This is a genomic window from Mesorhizobium sp. M7A.F.Ca.CA.002.15.2.1, from assembly GCF_003998715.1.
GTDB classification, from domain to species: Bacteria; Pseudomonadota; Alphaproteobacteria; order Rhizobiales; family Rhizobiaceae; genus Mesorhizobium; species Mesorhizobium ciceri.
Window position 1 is genome coordinate 1 of the sequence record NZ_RZPI01000013.1, and the last position, 23,856, is coordinate 23,856.

At 57.2% G+C, this 23,856-nt stretch carries 17 protein-coding genes and 4 pseudogenes; 11 read left to right on the forward strand and 10 right to left on the reverse strand.

All coding sequences use genetic code 11. The features are described 5' to 3' along the window. Positions 1-395, forward strand: a pseudogene (locus tag ENZ74_RS01850) (IS5/IS1182 family transposase); the annotation flags it as partial. A gap of 248 nt (positions 396-643) precedes the next feature. On the opposite strand, the gene ENZ74_RS34665 reads toward ENZ74_RS01850, so the two are convergent. The 8 genes from ENZ74_RS34665 to ENZ74_RS01895 form a co-directional block, all read right to left on the reverse strand. After that, entirely contained in the window at positions 644-1,312 is a 669-nt protein-coding gene (locus ENZ74_RS34665; protein ID WP_176477193.1) for a hypothetical protein, read from the reverse strand. A 562-nt stretch (positions 1,313-1,874) separates the two neighbouring features. Beyond that, positions 1,875-2,651: an ectoine/hydroxyectoine ABC transporter ATP-binding protein EhuA gene (ehuA, locus tag ENZ74_RS01860; protein WP_063170381.1), complete on the reverse strand. Its 777-nt coding sequence runs from the start codon at positions 2,649-2,651 to the stop codon at positions 1,875-1,877. A gap of 119 nt (positions 2,652-2,770) precedes the next feature. Continuing rightward, positions 2,771-3,439 (reverse strand): ectoine/hydroxyectoine ABC transporter permease subunit EhuD, encoded by a 669-nt coding sequence (gene ehuD, locus ENZ74_RS01865; RefSeq protein ID WP_063169345.1) that lies wholly within the window; start codon positions 3,437-3,439, stop codon positions 2,771-2,773. Then, a complete protein-coding gene (ehuC, locus tag ENZ74_RS01870; protein WP_063169346.1) occupies positions 3,436-4,107 on the reverse strand; it encodes an ectoine/hydroxyectoine ABC transporter permease subunit EhuC in 672 nt (223 codons plus the stop codon). Before ehuC ends, ehuD begins: the two co-directional genes overlap by 4 nt. Before the next feature lie 59 nt (positions 4,108-4,166). After that, positions 4,167-5,039: an ectoine/hydroxyectoine ABC transporter substrate-binding protein EhuB gene (gene ehuB, locus ENZ74_RS01875; RefSeq protein ID WP_082826582.1), complete on the reverse strand. Its 873-nt coding sequence runs from the start codon at positions 5,037-5,039 to the stop codon at positions 4,167-4,169. Positions 5,040-5,263: 224 nt separating this feature from the next. After that, positions 5,264-6,385 (reverse strand): alpha/beta hydrolase, encoded by a 1,122-nt coding sequence (locus tag ENZ74_RS01880; RefSeq protein ID WP_063169347.1) that lies wholly within the window; start codon positions 6,383-6,385, stop codon positions 5,264-5,266. 770 nt (positions 6,386-7,155) lie between these two features. Then, positions 7,156-8,841 carry a GMC family oxidoreductase N-terminal domain-containing protein gene (locus ENZ74_RS01890; RefSeq protein ID WP_063169348.1) on the reverse strand — a complete coding sequence of 562 codons (1,686 nt, stop codon included), beginning with the start codon at positions 8,839-8,841 and terminating at the stop codon, positions 7,156-7,158. A 475-nt stretch (positions 8,842-9,316) separates the two neighbouring features. Then, complete coding sequence (locus tag ENZ74_RS01895; RefSeq protein WP_063169349.1) at positions 9,317-9,781, reverse strand: Lrp/AsnC family transcriptional regulator; 465 nt, start codon at positions 9,779-9,781, stop codon at positions 9,317-9,319. A gap of 621 nt (positions 9,782-10,402) precedes the next feature. On the opposite strand from ENZ74_RS01895, the gene ectB reads away from it, so the two are divergent. The 9 genes and pseudogenes from ectB to ENZ74_RS01940 all read left to right on the forward strand — a co-directional run. After that, positions 10,403-11,719, forward strand: a complete 1,317-nt coding sequence (gene ectB, locus ENZ74_RS01900; protein WP_063169350.1) for a diaminobutyrate--2-oxoglutarate transaminase — start codon at positions 10,403-10,405, stop codon at positions 11,717-11,719. 225 nt (positions 11,720-11,944) lie between these two features. After that, a complete protein-coding gene (locus ENZ74_RS01905) occupies positions 11,945-13,405 on the forward strand; it encodes an aldehyde dehydrogenase family protein (protein ID WP_063169351.1) in 1,461 nt (486 codons plus the stop codon). 328 nt (positions 13,406-13,733) lie between these two features. Continuing rightward, the gene (locus ENZ74_RS01910; RefSeq protein ID WP_063169352.1) at positions 13,734-14,102 is read left to right on the forward strand and encodes a GNAT family N-acetyltransferase; all 369 of its coding nucleotides are present in this window, start codon (positions 13,734-13,736) and stop codon (positions 14,100-14,102) included. Beyond that, positions 14,080-14,547: a transporter substrate-binding domain-containing protein gene (locus tag ENZ74_RS34915; RefSeq protein WP_224571101.1), complete on the forward strand. Its 468-nt coding sequence runs from the start codon at positions 14,080-14,082 to the stop codon at positions 14,545-14,547. Before ENZ74_RS01910 ends, ENZ74_RS34915 begins: the two co-directional genes overlap by 23 nt. A 756-nt stretch (positions 14,548-15,303) precedes the next feature. Further along, a pseudogene (locus tag ENZ74_RS01920) lies at positions 15,304-16,497 on the forward strand (IS256 family transposase). Positions 16,498-17,483: 986 nt separating this feature from the next. Continuing rightward, positions 17,484-17,927, forward strand: a complete 444-nt coding sequence (gene panD, locus ENZ74_RS01925) for an aspartate 1-decarboxylase (protein WP_063169354.1) — start codon at positions 17,484-17,486, stop codon at positions 17,925-17,927. A 313-nt stretch (positions 17,928-18,240) separates the two neighbouring features. Then, complete coding sequence (locus ENZ74_RS01930; RefSeq protein ID WP_082826583.1) at positions 18,241-19,509, forward strand: acetyl-CoA carboxylase biotin carboxylase subunit family protein; 1,269 nt, start codon at positions 18,241-18,243, stop codon at positions 19,507-19,509. Positions 19,510-19,590: 81 nt separating this feature from the next. Then, a complete protein-coding gene (locus ENZ74_RS01935; protein WP_063169356.1) occupies positions 19,591-20,760 on the forward strand; it encodes a Xaa-Pro peptidase family protein in 1,170 nt (389 codons plus the stop codon). Between the two features lie 117 nt (positions 20,761-20,877). Beyond that, positions 20,878-21,108: pseudogene (locus tag ENZ74_RS01940) on the forward strand (IS3 family transposase); the annotation flags it as partial. Between the two features lie 142 nt (positions 21,109-21,250). On the opposite strand, the gene ENZ74_RS01945 reads toward ENZ74_RS01940, so the two are convergent. Beyond that, complete coding sequence (locus tag ENZ74_RS01945; RefSeq protein WP_158515807.1) at positions 21,251-21,691, reverse strand: GNAT family N-acetyltransferase; 441 nt, start codon at positions 21,689-21,691, stop codon at positions 21,251-21,253. 476 nt (positions 21,692-22,167) lie between these two features. Next, complete coding sequence (locus tag ENZ74_RS01950; protein ID WP_063170383.1) at positions 22,168-23,097, reverse strand: 2-oxoglutarate and iron-dependent oxygenase domain-containing protein; 930 nt, start codon at positions 23,095-23,097, stop codon at positions 22,168-22,170. A 456-nt stretch (positions 23,098-23,553) separates the two neighbouring features. Here ENZ74_RS01950 and ENZ74_RS34920 point away from each other — a divergent pair. After that, positions 23,554-23,697: pseudogene (locus ENZ74_RS34920) on the forward strand (transposase); the annotation flags it as partial. Between the last annotated feature and the right edge of the window lie 159 nt (positions 23,698-23,856).

Sequence of the window (23,856 nt, forward strand, 5' to 3'; positions counted from 1 at the left end):
GGGCTGGACGCGCTCTTCAAATGGCCGTTCTACCAGGCCGCCACCGTTCTCTAGCAACGCCAGCGCCAGCGCGGCCGCAAGATCTACAGCCTGCACGCGCACGAGGTGGAATGCATTGGCAAGGGCAAGGCGCATATGCCCTACGAGTTCGGTGTGAAGGTGTCGGTGGCCACCACGCTGAAGCGCTCCAAGGGCGGCCAGTTCGCCCTGCATGCAAAAGCGCTGCCCGGCAATCCCTATGACGGCCACACGCTGGCAAGCGTCATATCGGCCACATCAAGAACGAACACCGCATGGGCCGCAACTACCTCGCCGGCCAGCAGGGCGACGCCCTCAACGCCGTCCTGGCCGCCGCCGGATACAACTTCTCCCTCCTGCTCAGGTGGCTGAAGTGATTTTTGTGGCCCTTGATCGCCCTGCTTCAACTCCGGCCGAAGTCGGTCGCCGCTTAGCGTCTGGATCACGGTCGACCAGCACGAGTTCCAAAAATCCAACCTGCATCTCAGGCACCGCGTCCTGACCTCGGAAATCGAGGATCCAGTCTCGACAGAGTATTCGACAAGATGCGGACGTGTGTTACAATAACGAGCCGCAACTCATACCAGACATGAGCTCATATTTTGGGATAGTGGCCTCCAAGCGGTCAAGCCACGGACGCGAATGTCATCCGATAAAGGGTCGCGGCGTCATAGATGGGCAGTCCTGTCCTACGACGGATTGCTGACGTCACCATCGGGAACAATGTACATTCAAATAGGAGGGCGGCAATCCCCGGATGTGCGGCGCCAAGTCGCGCGACACAGGCTGCAACCTCCGACTCCATTTCAACAACACCAGCCGGCCACGCGTCACCTTCAATGCCGCCGATGACTACTCTTGCCTCTGCGGATGAATCTATGCCCAGCAGCTCTTTGCCGCAGTGTCTTGAGTCTGCGGCCACAACGGCGAGCTTTGCGTCAGCTGGAAGCTGCCGGAGTAGCGTGGGCGCCAGTAGCAGGCTCGACATGGCCACCGGGACTTCGACAGACGCGGCCACTGCAGCCTGGTACCGGATACTGAACCCGCAGTCCCCGGTTATCGCGACTGCTCCGCGCTCGACCAACCGCCTGGCAGCTGCAATGTAGGCCGGCTCGAGAGAAGCATCACCGGGAATGACCCTCTCCTCCAAAGCCCCGGCCGCGGTCTCTATTATAATTGGGAAGTCGAAAGTTGCCGGGTTGAAGACCGACTCCGGTTGCGGTGGCGGAAATTCACGAGGCGGAAGTCCGATCTCCAGCCCAATAATTCCGAGGGCCCTTTGTTGAGTTGTCACGGAAGCATCCTTCTTCTGGAAGCAGCTAAGATGGTGATTTCGGCAGCAAATGCCCATCACCTGCGCGATACAGGTTCTCTCTGAATGCACGAATTTAACAGCGTCGAAACGGCTGTTTCAGAGAAACATGCCTTTCCAGGCGCAGTAAGTCGGCATTGTTTTGGTGCATTCGCATGAAAGCCGTAAAAACTGGGAAACCGCAGAACGCTTGTGCGACCCTCCCCGGGCCTGTAGGATACCGGGTTTGCGTCCGCCGTCAGACAATCGTGTTAGGGCACTTTCCAGAGCCCAGATGCCCTGAATGGCAGATTGAACGCACATCAGATCTTCAAGCTCGCAACTGCCGAACGGGCAGCGCTATTTACCTAACTCGACCAATCTGGGGCTTGGACCGGACGATCCTAGTTATGCAGTCCTGAATGAACTGGGGCAGTAACCTCGACATCAACCCGGCCCTGAAAAACCGCGCGTAGGTTCGTCGCAGGGCAGCCTGCTCCGAACGGACCAGTTCCTGCCCGGAAGCCACCCACGGGATAACTCAACTAGCGGCACAACCCGCAACTCACCTCGTCTCCAGCACCGCATTGAGAAACTGCTGCGTTCGCTCGTTTTGCGGATTGCCTAAAAGCTGGCTGGGCGGGCCTTGCTCGACAATCTTACCGCCAGAAAAGAAGCACACGCGATCGGAGAACTCCTTGGCAAAGCCCATCTGGTGCGTGACCATCAGCATTGTGAGGTCATGTTCGGCGCTGAGCTTGCGGATGACGTTGAGCACCTCTCCAACCAGTTCCGGGTCAAGCGCTGATGTCACCTCGTCAAACAGCATCACCTTGGGCCGCATGGCCAACGCCCGAGCGATCGCCACGCGTTGCTTCTGGCCCCCGGAAAGCTGGATCGGGAAATGGTTCTTCTTGTCGCCGAGGCCCACCAAGTCGAGCAGCTCTGCCGCTCGGGCCTCCGCCTCCTTCTTCGAGAGCCCAAGGACGGAGATCGGCGCCTCCATGCAGTTCTGCAGAGCAGTCATATGCGGGAACAGGTTAAAGTGCTGGAACACCATACCGATCTTGGCACGCACGCGACGGAGATGACGCTCGCTCGCCGGCACTATTTGGCCGTTCTTCTGCGTATGCGTCAACGGTTCACCGTCGACCCATATCACCCCCCCGTTGATGTGCTCAAGCGTCATCAGCATGCGCAGAACGGTGGTCTTGCCCGAGCCGGACGGACCAATGATGGACACCTTCTCGTTGCGTGCGATCTCGAGATTGAGTTCGTCCAGCACCGTCAACGCGCCGTAGCGCTTTGTGACGTTCTCGAAGCGAACTATGGGTTCGTTCATGACTTTTTCGCTGCGCCTGATATCGAGGTCAAGCTCGTCCCGCCTGGCTGATGCCCTAGGGCGCTTCGTGAGATCGTCCTCGAAGCGAAGCACAAATTCGCTCATAGTATAAGGCCTCCCTATTGCAGATGGTAGCGGCGGTTGAGCCAGACGCGGACCGACTGCACGATAGCGGAAGCAACCAAGCTGAACACGTAGTAGAAGAAGCCGCACATAGTGATCGCTTCTATGTATCGATAGTTATTGCCCCCGAAATTTTTCGCCTGCTGCAGCATCTCGAAGATCGAGATTGCCGCCAGGACCGGCGTGTCCTTGAACATGCCGATGAAGTAATTGCCCAGAGCTGGCACCATGGGCGGGATCGCCTGCGGCAGAATGATTGTTCGCCAGGTCCGCGTTCGCGAAAGGTTTAGTGCCGTACAGGCCTCCCACTGGCCGCCATCCACATTCTCGATGCCGCCGCGGAAGACTTCGGAACAATAGGCTGCATAGTGGATCCCCAGCACGCCAACTCCCGCCGTCCAGGCAGGAATGAAGATTCCGATCTGCGGACCAACGAAATAGACAAAGAACAACTGCAGCAGCAAGGGCGTTGAACGGATAAACTCCACGATCTCCGCCATGGTGGTCGAGACGTAGCGGTTTGGCGACTGGCGAATCATCGCGAAGACAAGACCCAATATCAGCGCGATCGCAAACCCGAGCAGCGTAGCCTCAATGGTGACGATCGCTCCCTGATAGAGATATGGGAAAGCCTCCCATACGTAAGACCAATCCCAGATCTTCAAGCCACCTGCTCCCGAACGAAACCGCGCGAGACGCGGCGTTCCAGCCAGCGCACGAAAGGAGTGATGAGGGCGCGCGCGATGATGTAATAACCGAATAGTGCAACCGCAAAGAACAGCATATAATCGCCAGTTGCGTCGGCCGCCTGCTTGGCGGCGCTAGTAAATTCGGGAATGGTGATGAAGAAGACGAGCGAGCTACCCTTAAGCACATCGATGAGCATGTTACCCCAGGTCGGCAGCATGGCGCGCATTGCCTGTGGGAGGATAATACGCCGCATCATGGTGAGCCGCGAAAAATTGAGCGCTGTAGATGCCTCATACTGGCCCCTATCAACGGCCTGAATGGCGGCGCGGACATACTCGGCTGCGTAGCCAGAGGCATTCATTCCGATCCCCAAAATTCCGACAGTCCACGGCGACAGGAAAATACCGAAAATCGGCAATACAAAGAACCACCAGTAGAGCTGAACCAGCATGGACGTCCCGCGGAAGAATTCGATGTAGGCGATACTGAACCAGCGCAACTGCCGACGGGGAGAGACTCGGGTCAGGCCCACGAAAAGCCCAAGGACGATCGCTACGACGCAGGCGCCAAGAGTGACGATGACCGTAGTCATGACGCCCTTGGTGAGCACGGCAAAGATAAAGCTGAGATCGACCTTACTCATATGCCCTCCCCACTGACCGCCTACCGGCCAAGGGCCGGGGAGCGGTCAGACGCATAGCTTCAGCCCTTGCAAAGATCAGCGGTCTTGCTGCCATCCGGGAGATCGCGTTTGGTGTAACCATATTTGCCGACCGCGGCCATCATTTCGTCAGAGCCAATATAGTCTTTCAACACAGCATTGAACGCGTCTACCGCAGCCTGTTCGCTGAGCGGGAAGGCTATGGCGGGATGTTCATTCGGTCCCGGCGGGGTATACGGGTCAGCCACCTCAATGCTGGGATCCTGCTCGGCAAGAGTCGTCGCGTTCAGACTATAGAGCGAGCCGGCAGCGGCGCGGCCGGCCTTTACAGCCTGTACGACCTCGGGCGGTCCGGCGACCTGCATAACCTTGTCGTCAGGGAAACCTAATTTCTTCGCCTGCTCGACTGCGGTGGTACCCGTCATGATGGCCAGGGTAAGCCCCTTCTTCTGAGCGTCATGGAGGGAATGCAGCGCTTCCGGATTGCCCTTCGGCACGATCATCGAATCATTGCTCGATGCGATCGGTTCGCTGAACAGGACGTTGCGGCACCGCTCCGGCTTAATCCACATGCCGCCCGTGATGATGTCAAAGCGACCAGCCTGGAGGCCCGGGACAAGGGAACCCCAATCGGTTACGACCGGCTCGATTTTGGTCGTTCCCATCTTTCTCAGAACGTCCAGTGTCATCACATTGACCAGGCCAAGCGGCTCGTTGTTCGCACCAGGATAGGCACTGGGAGGCTCATTGGTGAAGCCAAGACGGATCGTTTCTCCGTTCTTAATCTTATCGAGCAGCGACTCCGCCGAGGCCGAACCGGCAAAGGACGAGATTGTCATCGCCGCCAGGCCGAGCGCGGCAATCCTCTTCAAGATTGCAGCCTTAAAGCATTCGTCGAGTTTCCACTTGACCACTGGTTAGTCCTCCGTTTTCGCATCGCCGATGGTCTCCCGATATGCCTCGGGAAAAGACCATTGCATCATTTGTTGAGCTTGTAGTCCGGCGGTTCCCATCATCGTGTGAGCTGCAGGGTCCCCACTTAGGTATAGATTCCTCCAGTCGATCCTTTGCTACGCCACTTGTGCATGCTTCGTGAGCGTAGCAGCGCAGCTGTGGTGCTTTGTGCGAGAAATGCAAGTTATTCGCAGAAATTCGGTGATTTTTGGGTGCATACGCACATTTCCGTCATCCCCGTGGTTCGTTGGAAGTGAACAATCGCGAGCTGTGGTATGGCCAACTGAGGCACACCACGTCTTGCATGACTCCTGCCCTGCCCGGTTGGATGGGCGCCACCGCCTGGGCTATGCCCTTGTTGCCATGGCAGGGCACAAGTTCGTCGTATGCGACACGCCGCTGAGAGATTCGCCTCGGAGACGCTGGCCCGAGCATTGTTCCCGTCACAGTTGATCATTCGTGCCATTGACGGATGAGTCTGTTCACGGCTTCGCTCCGGATCAACCTGGACGGAATCGCCGGCATTATTGAGCAGATGGAAATCTGAATTCCTGATCAGCTTCGCCAGGTTGATCCCTTGCTCCGGCGTCGCGGTAGGGTCGTTCTTGGACCAGATGATCAACGTCTGGGCCTGAAGCTGATCAAGGTAGGGGAAGATATACTTCTGCTGCAGCAGTGGATAACGATGCAGGTTTGTCTCGTCTTCCGGCAATCTCTGCCAGATCTCCCATTGTCCCCGAGCCGCGGCCCGCCGATAGGCTTCTCGCTCGGCGCATTCCACATCCTGCCCGTGGGCGCGGCAGCTTTTCCGCCGTGCGGTGATGTATTCCTCTTCGCTCGGCATCGGGCCGGAACAGCCGTAAGCCTGCCGGCAGGCCTCCAGCCAAGCTTCGTCACGGTCATCTCCGAACGCCGGCGACACGGAGTTAGCGGTCAGCAGGACAAGCTTAGAAACAAGATCGGGACGCACGATCGCGACCCGCGCGTCGACGAATGATCCTTCTGAATGGCCGACTAGCGTGATCTGCTTCAAACCCAGTTGTTGGAGGAAGCTAATTACATGATTCACACGACCGAGCCGGTTAATGTATTTGCAGTCAGCAGGATAATCCGTTCCCCCAAAATGGAGTTGATCAATCGCTACTACCGTAAATTGATCGGATAGCCCGTTCAGCTGCCGAACAAAGGAACTCTTAGCCTCTGCACGGAAGCCCGCCCCCTGCAGGAAAACAATCGGCCTACCAGCTCCGTTCTCGCAGTACGATGTCTCGACACCATCAACCGATACGCGATGCTTGGTGATCATCGGTTCCTCGGCAAAAGGAGGGGCATCAGGTCGGCATTGCGACATGCGAGATGGACTGCCATTGCTCACTCCTGAGCGTAGCAGCCTCACATGCCACGTTGCCGAACTATCTCGTCTGAATACCGGAAATCGGCACCCCGGAGCCTCGCGTCTTGTCACTTTGCTCTGTCGTCGCCCAGCCACTGCGGCCGGGAGCCTTTTAGGTGCATGGGTGGCATTCCCCGCAAGATTTCAACCCTTGCACAGGTCGCCGGTCTTGGTGCCGTCCGGCAGATTGATTTTGGTGTAGCCGTATTTTGACCGACTGCATCATTTGGTCGGAGCCGATATAAGTATTCAATACCTCGTTGAAGGCATCGACCGCCTGCTGATTGGGCAGGAAGGCGAGACTTGGGTAGCCGGCCTTCCCAGCCGGCGGGGTGAACGGATCTGCCATTTCAACGCTGTCGACCTTGTCAGCGAGCTCCTTACCGTGAAGTAGTTTAGCGACCCCGCCGCCGCGCGGCCGACCTTCACTGCCTGCAAGAATTCGGCCTGGCCGGCGACCTGCATGACACGATCCTCCGGAATGCCCGCGTCTTTGGCGGTCGTGACCGTGTCGGAACCGGCGGTGGTGACCAGCGTTAGGCCCTTATCACGAATATCGTCAAAGGAGTGCTGGTCTTTTGGGATTGCCATTCGGCATGAGCAGGGCTTCGGTGAACTTAGCAAGCGGCTCGGTGAACACCACATTGCGGCAGCGCTCCGGCAGAATGTACATGCCGCCTGGCCTAGCTCCGTCTGCCGTCTCTCAAGGTTGTGTCGGCCAATTTCTCAGCCACCATAATCGTCGGAATGTTTGTGTTCGCCCGAGGGCAAAATGGCATGACGGAAGCGTCGGCGATCCTCAAACCCAAAATACCATGAACGCGTCCCGACGGATCGGTCACAGCGCCAGGATCCGCGGCTGCCCCCATCCTGCAGGTCGACGTCGGATGCCAACTTGGGATGACGTTCTGGCGAATATACCGATCCAGATGTTTCTCGTCGTTGACGAGATCGGAAATGCTATCCCCATCCGTTATGACGCGCCTAATCAGCCCACGGCGCAGCCGCGGCGACGCGTCCATGAGCAGCGCCAGAAATGACGTGAGTGCATAGTTTGTGCTTGTGACCTTGCTCACCAGCTTCGCTCGCGCATTCAACGCTGACGGAAACGGGTCCAGCGCCACAGAGGACAGCGAATCTTGCTGCAGCAGGCGGACTATGAAGCGAAAGCCCTGCTTGAGGCGCTCGGCGTCCCGCTTGTCGCTCAACCAGTTGAAATCGACCTCCGGCTCTATTTTATGCGAACTACCCTTGAGCGCCACAGTTCCCGTCGAGTAGCTGCGATTGACCCACACGGCGAGAGTGCCGAGGCGCCTCCCCAGCGGGTGCCAGGATGATTTGGCAACAGTCGATATTGCCATATCGGTCGACGGGCAGCCTTCGTAACCCGACGAGTAGCGGGCGTGCATCTGAATATATTCGCTCACGCCGGGTGACAAGCGATCGGCCGGCTTCAAATAGGCCGAAACGCAAATCGTGGGGTGTTCCTGAAGATTCTGGCCCACACCTTTCAAATCTGCAACGATAGGGATTCCGAATTGTACTAATTCCTTCGCGGGGCCGATCCCGGAGCGCATCAATATGGCGGGTGAATGGAGTGCTCCTGCGCACAGGATAACGCAAGAAGCGCTATACGATTGCACGCCCGATTTGTTCTCCGTCTCGACCCCCGTTACCGTTGTTCCCAAAAAGGTCAGCCGCGCAACTGTCGTTTCGGATAAAATCGTTAGATTGCGGCGAGAGCGGACGGTTTCGGGTAAGTACGCCATCGCGGAGGAGACCCGATGACCATTGCGGTTGGTCAATGGGACAACTGAATAGCCATCACCGAATGCACCATTGAAGTCTGGCCTGAAATGAAGCCCCAAAGCATCGTAAGCATCGGAGATTGCCCGGATGAAGCCCGACCAGTCTGATTGGCGCACACGTTTGATTGGCAAGGGGCCGTTCGTGCCATGAAATTCCCCGCCGAAATCCAAATCGCATTCTAGACGACGGAAGTAGGGCAGCACGTCTTCCCAACCCCAGCCCGTTGCACCGCTTGAGGCCCACTCATCGTAATCTCCGGGCCCGCCGCGGTTGGCGACTTGGGCATTGATGCTGGAGCCGCCACCCATGACGCGCGCCTGTTCGTAATGGACAGGCTTGCGGCCACCTCGCACCGTTGTCGCGTGGAGTGACTGCCATCGATAACCGGGATTAAGGTAAGCACGCGTTGGGTCGCCATCCTGGATGTCGTCAGGAATGGCATTCGGCGGCGTATCAGGGCCAGCTTCAATGAGCAGCACGCGAGCGCCATAGGCGGAGAGCCTGCTCGCCATCACGCATCCAGAGGAGCCACCACCCACGACGATATAATCGAAAACCACGCAAACTCGCAAATGTCTGAGTCGGGCAAAAATCTAGCAGACGGCGAGCAAGCAAAAACGCGCAATTATCTTGCAGGACGCAGGAAATCAGCGCATTCTTAAGAGATTCGCATTATGGCGGCCTCCCAACGGGGCGGAACGTTTAAACATGACCTTGCCAGCAGTCCATCAGGGCTGAAGGCGATGCCGGAGCGTCGTGACTTAAGTGGACAAAGCGCATCGCGACTGAAGGGGACAAACCTATCGCGAGATACATCAGAATGCAGCCCGGTAGGTCCAGAAGTGCTTTTGCAGCATCGCGCTGACGAGGCCGTTGTAAGGAGCAGAATGATGCTTCGCCTTGCGCTCCATCGCCGCTTTAGCGGTACGAAAACTCCCGTCCCAATCATGGCCGGCGGGCAAGGCGGCTGACCCTTGCGCCAGTCATCGGTGAATCGGATCAACCAGTTGTTGAATGCGCGTAAGATTGCGCGTTCTATACATCGATTGGCACCGCCAAGGTTACCTTCGTGCGATCCATCACAATCATCGTGCTGTAATTTCTAACAGCCGGGCTATCAAAGAAGAAACGCCTCGAGAATGCGTCGTACTCTGCCAAGTCACGCACGGAGAGAAGGAGAACGAAATCGGCGTTACCGGTGACCGCATACGCGCTCATTACTTCAGGCGCCTTCTGTAGAGACTGCTTGAAGCGATCGATGACGTCGGAACGATAGCGCTCAATGTCGACCAAGACCAGCATCATCAGGGACCTGCCCACCGCCTCAGGCGACACGATTGCAACATCAGCCTCAATTACGCCAATTTGTCGCAACTGCTTCAATCGCCGCTGACAGGCCGTGGGCGATATACCGGCCAGTTGGCCCAATTCTTCCGTTGTTTGGCGATTGTTGCGCTGAACAGCGCTTAAGATTTTCAGATCTATCCGATCCAATTCCATGGTCATTCTCCGGAATAGCTGCAATTTGCGCAGAAAAACTGCGATATGCACTCGACTGTAGCCTCAACCCCGCGCAGACGGAAGCCCAAACGATCAGGCCAGGCATGGGACCAAAGTCGGCTATCGTCCTCGACGTCAGTTATAGCCATTGGCCGAAGAGTGCTGTCCACCATCGCCCAACTGACAATGGCAGCCGACGGTCAAAAGCCGAGGCCTTGCGCCCAGTTCGGCCGAGGAAACGTCTCGGAACTTAAACGCTAAGCCGACTGGACGATGATGATAGGGGGGACCTCTATTTCCGCGCTTCGGCTTCCATTCGTTGGCTCACGCTGCCAAGAGTCTCATCTGTGTATAGGGAATCGAGCGCTAGGTTCGCCTGCCCCGGTTGCTGCATCAAATGCAGCCGTCTTGAGGTGGTTGGGAAAAATCGTCACCGCAGCCACACAAACCGCCGGCCTTATGCAACCTGCCGGCAATTTCGCATAATTACTGCATCCCGCCGCTCAGAATTTGCGCAAGGCGCCCAATGTAGCGCGCTATTGTCTCACAACGGCACCTACACGCCACTTCATAAAGCAGAAGAGGCCTGGCTTTGCAGGCTTCAGATTGAGGAGTTCGCCTATGAGCAAGCAATTCGCACCTGAAATGGATGCAGGTCTCGCGGTTTTCAATCGCCTGGAGTCTGAGGTGCGCAGCTACGTCCGCGCCTTCCCCGCCCTATTCGATCGCGGAGTCGGGACCACTCTCATCGCTGCAGACGGTCGGGAATATCTCGACTTTTTCGCCGGTGCAGGCGTTTTGAATTATGGGCACAACAACCCCGTCATCAAGAAGGCGCTGCTGGATTATATCGAGCGCGACGGAATTGTGCATGGGCTGGACCTTGCCACGACGGCCAAGAAAGCCTTCATCGAAGCTTTCGAGCGATACATTCTCAAGCCTCGTGGTCTGACATACAAATTACAGTTTCCCGGCCCCACAGGTACGAACGCGGTCGAAGCGAGTCTAAAACTGGCTCGCCAGGTGACCGGGAGATCGAACATCGTCTCGTTTACCAACTCGTTCCATGGGGAAAGCGCTGGAGCATTGGCAGCGATGGGAAACAAGGAGCACCGGGCCGCTGCCGGGTTTCCCCTCGCCCATGTGACATCGTTGCCATACGAAGGCTACCTGGGGGCGTCAGTTGACACAATCGATTACTTCGAAAAGCTTCTCAATGACCCCAACAGTGGCCTCGACAAACCTGCCGCGGTGATCCTGGAAGGGATCCAAGGTGAAGGCGGCATCAATGCTGCGAGCGTTACTTGGCTGCAACGGCTGCGCGAGCTAACGTCGCGGCACGGAATCTTGATGATCCTCGATGACATCCAGGCCGGGGTCGGTCGCGCGGGCAGTTTCTTCAGTTTCGAAGCGGCTGCAATTGTGCCGGACATCGTTACCCTGTCCAAATCTTTGTCGGCGATCGGAACCCCAATGGCCCTTATTCTCATCAAGCCTGAACTTGATGTCTGGGCCCCGGGCGCACACACCGGGACCTTCAGAGGCAACAACTATGCTTTCGTCACTGCTCGTGCGGCCCTCGAAGCTTACTGGTCCGACTCCAAGTTCGAGGATGAGATCGCTCGCAAGTCTGCGATCTTGGTCCAAGAACTCAACGCGATTACCGAGGAATTCCCCACCCTCGGCCTGAGCGTGCGAGGCCGCGGTCTGATGTACGGACTCGTTTCACCGAAGCACCACTCCTTGCCAGGTCTGGTCTCCCAGGAGGCTTTTCGTCGGGGCTTGGTGATCGAGATCGCCGGCTCATACGGTGAGGTGCTTAAGTTCATGACTGCCCTCACCATCGCCGAGGCTGACCTTCGGCGTGGTCTGTCCATCATTCGCGACAGCATTGGCGCAGTAGCGACTACCCTCGACGGTGGAGGCGCGGCTCGCTAGCCGACAAAGCACCGGGCCACTAGCAGGTCCAAAATCGGGCCGCTCGCAGTCACGGAACGGGAAGGCCGTTCCGTGGCATGTGGCAGTGGGCGAACTCGGAGCGGCTGAACGGCAGACTAGGGCTTTCACTGCCGGACCGATACCACGGTTGCCGTTCTTCCTGCGGCGCCGACCACTGTCGCTGCGCCAATTCGAAGAAAATCGAGCGATAAGAAAGAGGACTGGATGGCCAGCAACGACGTAGTCAAAAATTATATCGATGGCGAGTGGCGGGATTCTGTGTCCGGCACACGCATCGAGGTCGATGACCCGGCGAGCGCCGAAACGATTGCTGTCGTAGCTGAAGCAGGACCCCAAGACATCGAGCTTGCCGTTACTGCTGCTCACCGCGTTTTTCGCGACCGCGTGCTGATAGACATGCATCCGTATGATCGCGGTCGCATGTTGTTTCGCGTTGCCGACGCCCTTGAAGCGCGTTTCGACGAGATCGCAGCCATTAACTGCGCGGAGACGGGGAAGGCATTGGAACTTGCCGATGGCGAGGTTCAGACCGCCATCAGATACCTGCGATACTATGGTGGCTTGGCCGACAAACTTGAAGGGCGCTCGATCCCGCGCGGGGCCAACCTGGTCAACTACACAGTCAGAAGTCCCTTCGGCGTGTCCGCCCAGATCGTTCCGTGGAATGGTCCACTTGAACTGACGGCCCGCTCGCTGGCCTGCGCCATCGCAACCGGCAACTCAGTCGTGGTGAAGTCGCCGGAACTAGCTCCCCTTTCCGGAGTTGAACTTGCGCGTGCCTGTGAGACAGCGGGGCTGCCTGCCGGAGCGGTCAACGTGCTCACTGGATACGGCCAAACGGCAGGCCAGGCGCTGATCGAACATCCCGACGTTCGCCACATCGTCTTCACGGGCTCGATTACTACTGGGCGGACGGTGCTCAAGACGGCAGCGGATCGGATCGTGCCCTGCATAATGGAACTGGGCGGAAAGTCGGCTGCAGTTGTGTATTCCGATGCCGACCTCGACTGCGTTGTGGAAGCGGTACGCGTCGGGACCTTTCTGAATGCAGGCCAGAATTGCAACAACCTTACACGTCTTATTGTGGAACGTTCTATTGCAGACAAACTGGTGGAAAGAGTGAGGGTCTGCGTCGAAGGACTGTCGGTCGGTCCAGGACGCGAAAACTGCGACATCACCCCGTTGATCTCCCGAAACCAACGACAAGGAGTTGAGCGGGCCTGCCAGACGGCCCTCTCGCAGGGCGCGCGACTCGTAACCGGCGGGACTGCGCTTTCGGAGCGGAGCGGTTACTTTATGGCGGCCACGGTGTTTGCCGATGTCGCGCGAGACAGCAATCTCTTCCAGCAAGAAGTATTCGGTCCTGTTCTTGCCGTTACCACGTTCGATAATCCGGGAATGGCCGTCAATCTCGCGAACGACACCGTTCACGGTCTGGCAGCGGGCGTGTTCACGCGGGATATTGACCGGGCCCTCTGGACCGCCGACCGCCTTTGGGCCGGTCAAGTGTACGTGAATGGGTGGTATGTGGGCGGGGTGGAAACACCGTTCGGTGGGATAAACCAGTCCGGCTACGGCAGGGAGAAGGGTCAGGAAGCGCTGGACGGCTACGTTCAGACGAGAAACGTTGGTATCCGCCTCTCGCAGCCACCATCTGGAAATTGAACGCTTGCTGATCCCTACCGACGGCGCGGCTGTCGGGCGATGCAGGATTCAATGACCTCGACCAAATCGAAATAAGCCCGGCGAGAGAATCCGTATCGGAGGTCATCGAGAACAACTCTAATCATAGGATTTTTGGCTGCGGACGGGCTTTACCCACCACGGACATGTAGGAGCGCATTGCCTAGCCCGCTGCGTGGGTCGCATGGGTCAGGAGAGGATCACAGTGCTTCAGAGACAATTGAGATTCGCAGAGCTGCCGCCGAAGATTTCGACAAGTTGGCAATGTTGAACCGCGAGTTGATCGAGGCCGAGAAGCATCGAAACCCCGATGACGGTTTCAGAACTCAAGGAGCGGTTTATTCAGTTGGTGAATCGCGAAATTTGGATGGTCGACCTCTTCAGCCAGAACGGCGAGATTGTGGGCCTCGCCACTCATCGTTTGGAGCCAGACAATGCGGAGCCGAGTGGGCAACGCGTCTTTTTGAGGCAATTCTACGTCAGCTGCCAACACCGACGTTCGGAGATTGGCTGCAGGACCCTTGAGCTGCTTATTCGGTCTCGTTTCCACAACAAATCAAGGATTTTCCTCGACGTGCTGGAGACCAATCCTGGCCGCAAGACCTTCTGGTCTCACACCGGTTTTGTCGCCTACAGCACGCTCATGGAGCGTCTCGTTGAAAAAGCGGACACCAAATAACCTGCGGTGCTGGGAATTAATTTGGGGATCGGATTGTCTGGCATTTGCGTGCGTCGCGCAAAAACACGAGAATAGAATCGAGCCGGTCGTAACCGAATGGGGCTCACTTGTCCCCGGCCTGCAGGCTAGCCGCTTCGACTTCATCACGGCCGGCATGTGGATCAAGCCGGAGCGCTGCCGCAACGTGCTGTTCAGCGAACCGATCGCTACGGAGAGAGGCGCACTGCTGGTGCCTAAGGGCAACCCGGAAGGGCTGCATTCTTATGAGGATGTGCGTGACAAGGGACTCACCTTCGTCAGTGATACAGGCTACACCGCGGTCCAGGACGCGAAAAAGTCAGGCATCGCCGACGACAAAATCATGCAGGTCGCCGGACCGCCGGCGGACAGGCTGTCGCGCCGCCGCCGGTGCCCTCGACTACTTTACAGCGACTGGACTTGTTAAGAAGGACCACAGCCTTGAGCTGGCCGATTCGTTCATCGCGCCAGCCAACTATCCTGCTATCGCCTTCGAGCTCAACGAGCAGGCTGCGGTCGACGCGTTCAATGCCGTATGCAGGACTATGTTGGCTCTGGCGAAATGATGGCAGTATTCGGCAAATACGGCTACGGCAAAGACAACCTGCGGACGGCAGCAAGACCGCTGACCTCTGCAGAGGCTGAAGGCAATGTGCCTTAACACGTCCCCGGTCATGGCGGGGACGTGTTCAGTGGGCAAGCGTCTGTGAGGCGATTTCAGGTCCACCGTGGCGGTGCTCACAAGACGCGCCTCATTGCCTGAAACAAACACATCTACACTTCATCGGGTGCGCACATGTGAGCGTCGCGGCCCACAATACGACGGCCAATATGCGGGCTGGCTCACCTGCCACATCAGGCAACTGCGCAAGCAAATCCCCTGACGTGTGCCGGAACGAGAAGCAGGAGAATACTGTGGAAATCAGAGTTGTACGCCCGGGCGACCTTTCTCAATTGCGCAAGATTTGTGACGAACACATCGACTTGGAAGGGGTGACAATAGCGGACCAGGACCTGAGTCCTTATTGGAACTCGGCGTTTTTTGGAACACCTGCCCAGTTGTTCGGTTGGGTTTGTGATGAAGGAGGGTGTGTGCTGACAGTTCTGCAAATTCGCTGAGAGAGGGCGGTCATGGCAGGCTGGTGATTGTTCACGTCACCGATTCCCGCGAAGGAACGCCACCATGACCAAGATTGAAAGTAAGACCGGCAGCGCTGCCATCAAAGACATTCTGCTTTCGGACCCGGACGGACTTCACGAAGTGATCCGTGCGGTGATGCAGGAGGTACTCGAGGCCGAGATGGACGAGGCGCTGGGGGCTTCGAAGAGCGAGCGCACACCTGAGCGGCTCGGCTACCGCTCGGGTTATTACGGCCGCACCCTTGTCACGCGGGTCGGCAAGCTTGAGCTGCGGGTTCCGCAGGACCGGGCCGGCCGCTTCTCGACCGAGCTTCTCGAGCGTTACCAGCGTTCGGAGCGGGCCTTGGTGGCGACGCTTGCGGAGATGTATGTGCAGGGCGTGTCGACCCGCAAGGTCAAGGCGATCACGGAAGAGCTGTGCGGCCATGCGTTCTCGGCCTCGTCGATCTCGGCCATCAACAAGCGGCTGGACGAGAGCCTCGCTGCCTTTGCCAGGCGCCCCCTTCAAGAGCCGTTTCCTTACCTCATCCTCGATGCGCGCTAAGAGAAGGTGCGTGAGGCCGGCGTCGTCATGAGCCAGGCGGTGCTGATCGCTGTCGGCATCGACTGGGACGGCCGGCGCCAGATCCTGGCCGTCGAGATGGCCAATCGCGAAAGCCGCTCGGCCTGGAGGGATTTCCTCGTCGCGCTGAAGGCGCGCAGCCCCAAGGGCGTCGAGCTGGTTGTCTCCGCCAATCATGCCGGCCTGGTCGCGGCGATCGGCGAGGTGATCCCCGAAGCCGCCTGGCAGCGCTGCTACGTCCACTTCCTCAGGAACGCGCTCGATCACCTGCCGAGAAAGCACGGCGCCGACTGCCTGCAGGACTTGCGCTGGCTCTAATGACCGGCGCGATCTCGCCGAGGCCAAGGCCGATCTCGCCGCATGGCTGTCCAAATGGTCGGGCCGCTATCCGCGACTGACGAGTTGGGTGGAGGAGACCATCGAGCGCACGCTGACCTTCTTTTGCCTGCCGCGCCAGCATCACAAGCATCTCAAGAGCACCAACATGCTTGAACGGCACAATGAGGAAATCCGCCGGCGCACCAATGTCATGCGCATCTTCCCCAATGAAAGCTGCCTGCGCCTCGTCAGGGCGCTGGCTGCGAGACCAACGAGAACTGGATGGAGGCCAACCGCTACATCAACATGGACGATCTGCGCGAGCACAAGAAGCTCGCTCTACGCCAAGCCGCATGACCAGCATCGTGGCCGCCCCATTTTGCAGAACTTGACGCACACAACCTGAAGGAGGTAAGCGTCATGACAACTCTTAGAGGATACATGACCGCGTCGATCCGGCTTTTCCTTGTTGGTCAGGGGCGATCCTCGGGTACGCCTCCGGCGAGGGCCGCCTTGCGCGATCATGGCACGGTAGCGAGGCTGGGCTCTTAAGGTCGTCCTTAGGAGCGTAAGCCCCGCGACCATCCCATCGCTGAAAACAAACCCTTGATCAGCGGGCGCCCGACGGACCGCCTCTGTCGTCGTGGCGCTCCCATGAAGAACCTGGCCCATAGTGCATCCTTTGATTCGGAAGATAAGGATGCCCCATCAAAACCTGAGATCAAACATTTAGGCAGGCCTCGACTGGGACAAGTAAAACGGCCGCATTCGAGGCATGAGGCTGCACGCGTCTAAGATCCGAACAGCCAATACCCGAGCGTCCTCGACATCCCCGCCGCCAGAAGTCAACGATGCCCAGATCGGCCGCACGACCACCAGCAGAAGGGCGCCACCTCAACCCGTCCTACACTCAACATTTTGTCGCGTCCGCGACGTGCCTTCTTGATCCGATCCGTGGTCTGCTCACCTAAATAGCTGAAAGAGATCACGCATTTCTGTTTCCGGCCTGATTAGCCAGTTTGGCACGAGGTTTGCAACTTTGTGTGCGATCCAGTTGAACGGGCCGATTGGCACAGTCACCTGAAATCACAACTAATTAAAGGAACGGAACATGTCGGAACTGTATCGGATGGCATTACCAATGGGGGACAGCCGGCCGGCAATGCCTCCGCCCACCACAACCAGCCTTCGCCTGACTGTCTCGTGCTGGCCACGCCAGAGTAATCAATTTTGTCCTAAGAACCACAATACGACAAATCGCAGAACGTCCATCCATCCATCCTGAAACCAAGACACAGCAATCGCTTGTCGACGCAGTGTCCCACCGCCGAGAGGAAATGTAGATGAGAAAATTTGTTGCCGCCAAGCTTCATGGAATAACTGTGACCGACGCGAATTTGAACTACCGGGGCTCAATAACTTTGGATCCAGATCACTGCGACGAAGCCGGCATCCTTCCAATGGAATTCGTTGAAATCTGGAATAAATCATCGGGCGCTCGAATCAGCACTTACGTGATTTATGGAGAGCGGGGTTCTCGTTGCTGCGTGCTGAACGGAGCCGCTGCTCGCACCTGTCAGGTCGGGGACGAAATAATCGTTTGCTCCTCCGCATACATCGAGGAGCATCAGATGGTGGAGATCAAGCCGCGAGTGCTGACTTTCCACCGGGATAATTCTATCTGCGACCACATGTTCTACGAGGGTGCAATAGACGACGATGGAAGGATAACGTTCTCGATTCGCGAGGGCTCTCCCGGCGATAACGCGCTAAAACTCACTCCCTAGTAGGGCCTTTCGGTGACAGCTCGTGGCGCCGGGTCCCGGTCAAGGGCGTACTCGTCCCCAGTACTCTGGTACGCGATACAGTGCATTATCCCACTCGGCCACTATTCGGTCAGTTGCCATCAAGCCCAATCGGTTCTGCCCAGATCTGGGAAGACGATTTTGCTGCGCCAAAGGCAACTTCAGCTTCAGCCAGCGGCTGCGGGTAGAGGCGACCAATTTCACGGAATGTTTGGCCTTGGATCGTTGTCTTTAAGTCTGAGGTCCACGATGGCAAAACGACCTATCGACAAAAACGCAGAGTGGAGAACAGCCAATGTCAAGGAAAGCTCTCATCCTGGTTGAAGGCCATGCAAGAGGTAATGGAATACGATACATCCACGCGGCCCGGCGTCTTGGCTTTCATCCAATTACACTATCAGTTGATCCAACACAGTACGAGTATCTTGCGGCGGAAAGAAGCGAGGCAATCCGTGTCGATACAACCAATCTTGATACCTTGATTCGCGAATGTTCCAGGCTGCGTGAGACCAATGACATCGCTGGTATCACGGGCTTCTCGGGCATCGACGAGTCGGTCTATGCAACCGTTGGCAAACTATGTCGGCATTTCGACTTACCGGGACCCAACCCCGAATTGATTGAACGATGCTGTGACAAATTCTCTCAGCGCCAGCTACTTGCGGAAGCCGGAGTTCCGATACCCGCTTATCGCATGGCGCTGAATGTGGCAGAAGTAGAAAGCGCTGTCGCGGAGATCGGCTTTCCCGTAATTGTTAAGCCGGCAATCGGCAGCGGTAGCATCGGTGTCCGATTGTGCCGCAACGCCGATGAGTTAGCTGACCACACGACCTATCTGTTGGGTGGGAAGCACATCTGGCCGTCTTCGCCGAGGATATTGGTTGAGGAATTCGCGCGCGGCCCTTTTTATAGCGTGGAGATAATGGGCAATGAGGTTATTGGGATTGTCGCCGTTGATTTCGGCCCCCCACCGCATTTCGTCTTCCGTGAAACGACCTTCCCGGCCCCGCTTGCGGAAGACGATCATGACCGTATCGTTGATGTTTCGCTGAGGTGCTTGCAAGCTCTTGGCCTTAATTGGGGGCCAACGAACATCGAGCTCCGGTTGACTAATCATGGCCCGGTTGTAATCGAAGTGAATCCGCGTCTTGCTGGTGCGCTTGAGCCTGAACTGGTCCAACTGGCGAGCGGTGTCGATCTGGTCACCGAGCACATCAAGCTTGTCGTCGGCGAGGAATGGGATTTGCGCAGAAGGCATTTGCAGACCGCAGCCGCGCGGTTCCTAGTTGCTGATTGCGACGGCACCCTCGATTGGATCGATGGCGGCAGTCAGGCGATCGCGGTACCAGGTGTCGCTGAAATCAAATTGTATGTTGAACCCAACGCGCCGATCTTCAGGAAAGGCGATTTTCGAGACTGGATAGGACATGTCGTCGCCGTTTCACCCAGCCTTGCTCAGACCGAAGCGATACTCCAACGAGCTGTCGACTTAATCGCTTGGTCTATCACACCGCCGTCGGGCGAACAGGAGCGATCTGCAGCCCCACGACTCCCCCCCAACTGAGAGGTGATCCGTCGCCAGCATAAGAACTCTTACCCGCAATAGCTCGCCTTGTTGTCAAAAGCATAGCTGGAGTTCAAACTTATGAATATATCCAAGGGACCCCAGGCATTCCCTAGAAGTGAATACCTTCGCCGGCTCGGCTCGGTGAAGTTCGAAATGGGTCGGTGCGATATCGACGCGCTCGTCGTTTCCGACCAACATAACATTACCTATCTCACGGGGTACACCGCGCTATCAGCCTATGTTCCTCAGGCCGTTGTGGTTTCGATACGAGAAGAGGAACCGACGTTCATTCTGCGCCGCTGTGATGCGCCGGCAGCCATTCATCAATGTTTTATGGAGCGCGACAAAATCGTCGCATACCCCGAAGCGTATATTGGAAATCCTGACAAGGATGGCTATGACGCGGTAGTCGATTACTTGGAGGACGTCGGCCTCGCGAGTCGAGGCATAGGAATCGAGCTATGCTGCCTTCCATCGCAATCGGCGAAAAAGTTTAGGATGCGCCTGCCTGGTGCCACGATCGTCGATGCTACTAAGGCGGTCACTTGGAAAAGGCTCATCAAGTCAGATCTCGAGATAGCTGTAATGCGGGAGGCGGCGGCAATCTCAGACGCCGCGATTCGACGCGCTGCTGAGGTAATACGCCCCGGGGTGCGTGAAGCAGACGCGTGCGCGGAAATTGTGGCAACGTTGGTGCGCGGCGCAAACGGTAAGCCAGGAAGCGGGATCGAGGGAATAAGTTTGTGTTCATCACCGCGAACGGGAACGTGCCACATTCCGTGGAGCGAGGACGTTTTTCGCTATGGATCGCAGGTGAATCTCGAAATCGGCGGTGCGCGATATGGTTACTGTGCTGGGCTTATGCGCACTTACACGATCGGCTCACCCTCCGATCGTCTACGTCGCGTGCATGAGATCCAAGTCGCCGGCCTTGAGGTCGCTCTTGATGCGATACGGCCAGGAGCGACTTGCAGCGATGTTGCCAACGCCTTCAATCGCAGCATCGAGAAGCGGGGCCTCAAAAAGGAGACGCGTTGCGGCTATGCACACGGCATTGGTTGGTTGGAGCCGACCGCAAGCCTTAAGGATGGCGATATGACAGAGTTGCTACCAAACATGACCTTTCACCTGATGTTAGGTAATTGGATCGAGGAGGATTTTGGATACGTCATCAGCGAAACGTTCCGTGTCACAGACTCCGGCGTCGAGGTACTGACCACTGCTCCCCGGAAGATTTTTGAGATCTAAATTAGAATATGGCTTGTCATAACGACAGCGCGGACGTCCGGAATAGATCTTGCCGGTCGACGAGATGTCGCCTACCTTGTTGAAGTGCGGACGGCGAGCGGCGGTCGGCATGCGGGGCCGATCCGTGTCGAGGCGAAGCCGAACGCACGCTGGTCGCTGTACGACCAGTTCTCCTGCGGCCGATCAACTCGTCGACGACGTGACGCGCGAATGCCTTACGCGATTCCGGACACAGATCTCTGGTCGCCGCGTTGCTCGCGAACTGACGACCTGATCGCCCAGCGCGGCAAGCCCGGCATGATCGTCGCAGACCACCGCACGGAGTTTACCTCGAACACGGTCCTTGCCTGATCAATGGATCATCGCGCCGAAAATACATTCCGCTGCAAGCCCATGTGCGCAACATAAATGGCTGCACCTCTAGTCTACTCGCCACTGTTTAAAAGACTGGGGCAGGTCAATGCGCTTTCGTTACGACCTCAGAGCAAGTCTACAGGTCATAGTAGTAGGTAAGGTATGGACTCAATTTACCGATCTTGTCATAGAGCGCCCGCGCATGATAATTTGATCTGTCCGTATTCCAATAGATTCTCAGCCAGCCTTGGTCGCGACCGTAGGAGGCCAGATTCGTGAGCATGGCTTGGCCAATCCCCTGGCGCCGCGAAGACTCGTCGACATAGAGATCTGCGAGAAAACAGACCGGACGATCGCTAAGAGTATACGGGTGAATGACAAAGGTAGCAAAACCTATGGTAACGCCAGTTGCTGAGACCGCGATCAGCGCGTTAATCGGTTCGTCTGGGCGCTCGATGCGCCGCCAGATCCTATCTGTCGCCTGTTCTGATGAATTGAGACCTTGGTCGGCGCAATATGCGTACCAAAGGGACCGCCATGCATCGCGGTCGGCAGTGCCTGCGAGACGAATCTCCATGAGGGGCGGGCTCCGGCTGAGAATGGGCTCCAGGGCGCGAGGTGTTCGGCCTGAAAGGTTGACGGCTTGCGATAACTGCCACCGGCCCGCAAGACGTGCAGCACGCGACCGCCGGGTGTTATAAGATCTTTCCGCCTGTGACGGCGTCGTGGTCGCGCTGGAACTGGTTCCCGGGAGCTCGGTTCGCGATACGTCAAGCGCGAGTTGGGCGAGCGTTATCATGGGATCAAGTTCCCTCAGGTTTTCCCGCAGCACGTTTGCGACAGCGGTGCAGATCTAGTGCGATCTTTCCCTGCGACCACACGATGCAAACAATCTGACACCATAGGTGCATTCATCCCGAAGCGGGCTTCCGACCGCCGCGCTACACGCGCGACGGCGGGACAATCTAGCGGATGCGAGAGTTCTTCCAGCTTACCACGGAGATCTGCACCGCGTCGGCGCCATAATTGCGCATGCTTTAGAAAAGCAGACAATCATTGCAGTTCGCGCGCGCGTCCGGCGCCATTCCCAGTCACCCATATTGACTCAACGTTGCGCAGCATCATTTCTACAACACTAACTTGCTGCCCTTGTCGCGAAGTCAGGCGAGCGTCGATCTCGGGATAAATAAAGAAGGGCAGCGAAATTCGATCAGTCGGACCACTATGCACGACCTGGTGGGGCGTACTCTTGAAGCGGCCGTCGCTCAAGACCTGAAGGAGGTCGCCCAGATTGACTACGAGACTATCGGGCAGGCTCGGCACCGGCATCCATCGACCGCGGAACCACACCTGCAAGGAACGCAGGGGGAGTTCCTCTTGCAGCAGCAGCGTGAAGAAGCCATGATCCGTGTGCTTTGCGCAAGTGCCGCCGCGAGCTGGATACCGTATCACGCGTTGCCCAAGCGTCGGCGTGCTGAAATGGCGTTGGAACCATGCCTCTTCCATACCTATCAGGTCCGCCAGCGCATCCCCGATCTGGGGGACAATCCCGGCGAGCACGGTAGCCTGCAAAGCAAGCAGGTTTCTTGCGAAGCCAGGAGCCAAGGCTTCATCCGGAAGGCGCGTGCGGCCGGAGAACGGACGCCGGTCGCCTTCGTTCTCAATTCCGAGGTCGAATACCTCCTTTGGATCGAAGCCGGCCTCAGGATGTAGCATTTCGCCGTGTAAAGGACTGTATCCACGGGCGGCAGTGGGGTACACGTCCTGAAAGGCGTGCCCGTAGCGTTCCTTAACCGACTGTGGCAATGCGAAGAATCGCCGGGAAGCCTCAATGGCTTGCGCGATCTGTTCCCCGGGGATGCCGTGCTCGACAAGGTAGAAGAACCCGTATTCCTGGCATGCCATTTGCAGGCGCTGGCGCTCGTCACGTCGCGTTGCATCGTCTCTCAATTTCGAAAGTGAAATTTTCGGCAGCGTGGTCATAGTCAATCCCCTTTTTGGGCGCTTAAGTTGATTAGTGTTTGCCGCGGCTCTCAAAGTCGACAGTTCCTTGGATGTGGGCAACGCGCCGTCTCTTCCAATAATAACGAAAGTCGACATGATGTCCCATTCTAAGGCTAAGCCGATGGCTGGGCGGTGATTCCGTCTTAGCAATTGATCTCTAGCGCTTCCTGGTGAAGATAACAACGATTTGTATGTTAATATAGTTGTATATATTGTTACATCCGTCGCGGTTAGTTTAACATTATCACGGCCAAGATACTAAGAGCGATTTACAATTCTGAATTGCTTTATGACTTCCAGGCTCAATCCAGACCAGCGCCGACCTCCGGGTTTCATGGCAGGATCGGCCATCTCGAAGAGCTCTATGACGCGAGGTATCGCCAGCTACCTGAGCTCGTCCATCACACACGCCGTCCCGGACGATGGCCGAATGGCAGAAACCGACCGCTCGAAATTTTCCTATCCCATAGTCTTTTTCGACGCTATCCGGGTCGAGCGGTCAAGCTCAGGGACGAAGACTTCGTTCGCAAAAAAGCCATCTACATCGGGTTCGGCGTTCTGCCTGGCGGCACCAAGGAGCACATGAGCTGAGGAAGCGCTTGTCGACGTTATCCGCCGTCTCGACGAGACGACTAGCCGAGCAGCAAAGCAGGCAGCGATTTAGCTCCGTCTGCCGTCTCTCAAGGTTGTGTCGGCCAATTTCTCAGCCACCATAATCGTCGGAATGTTTGTGTTCGC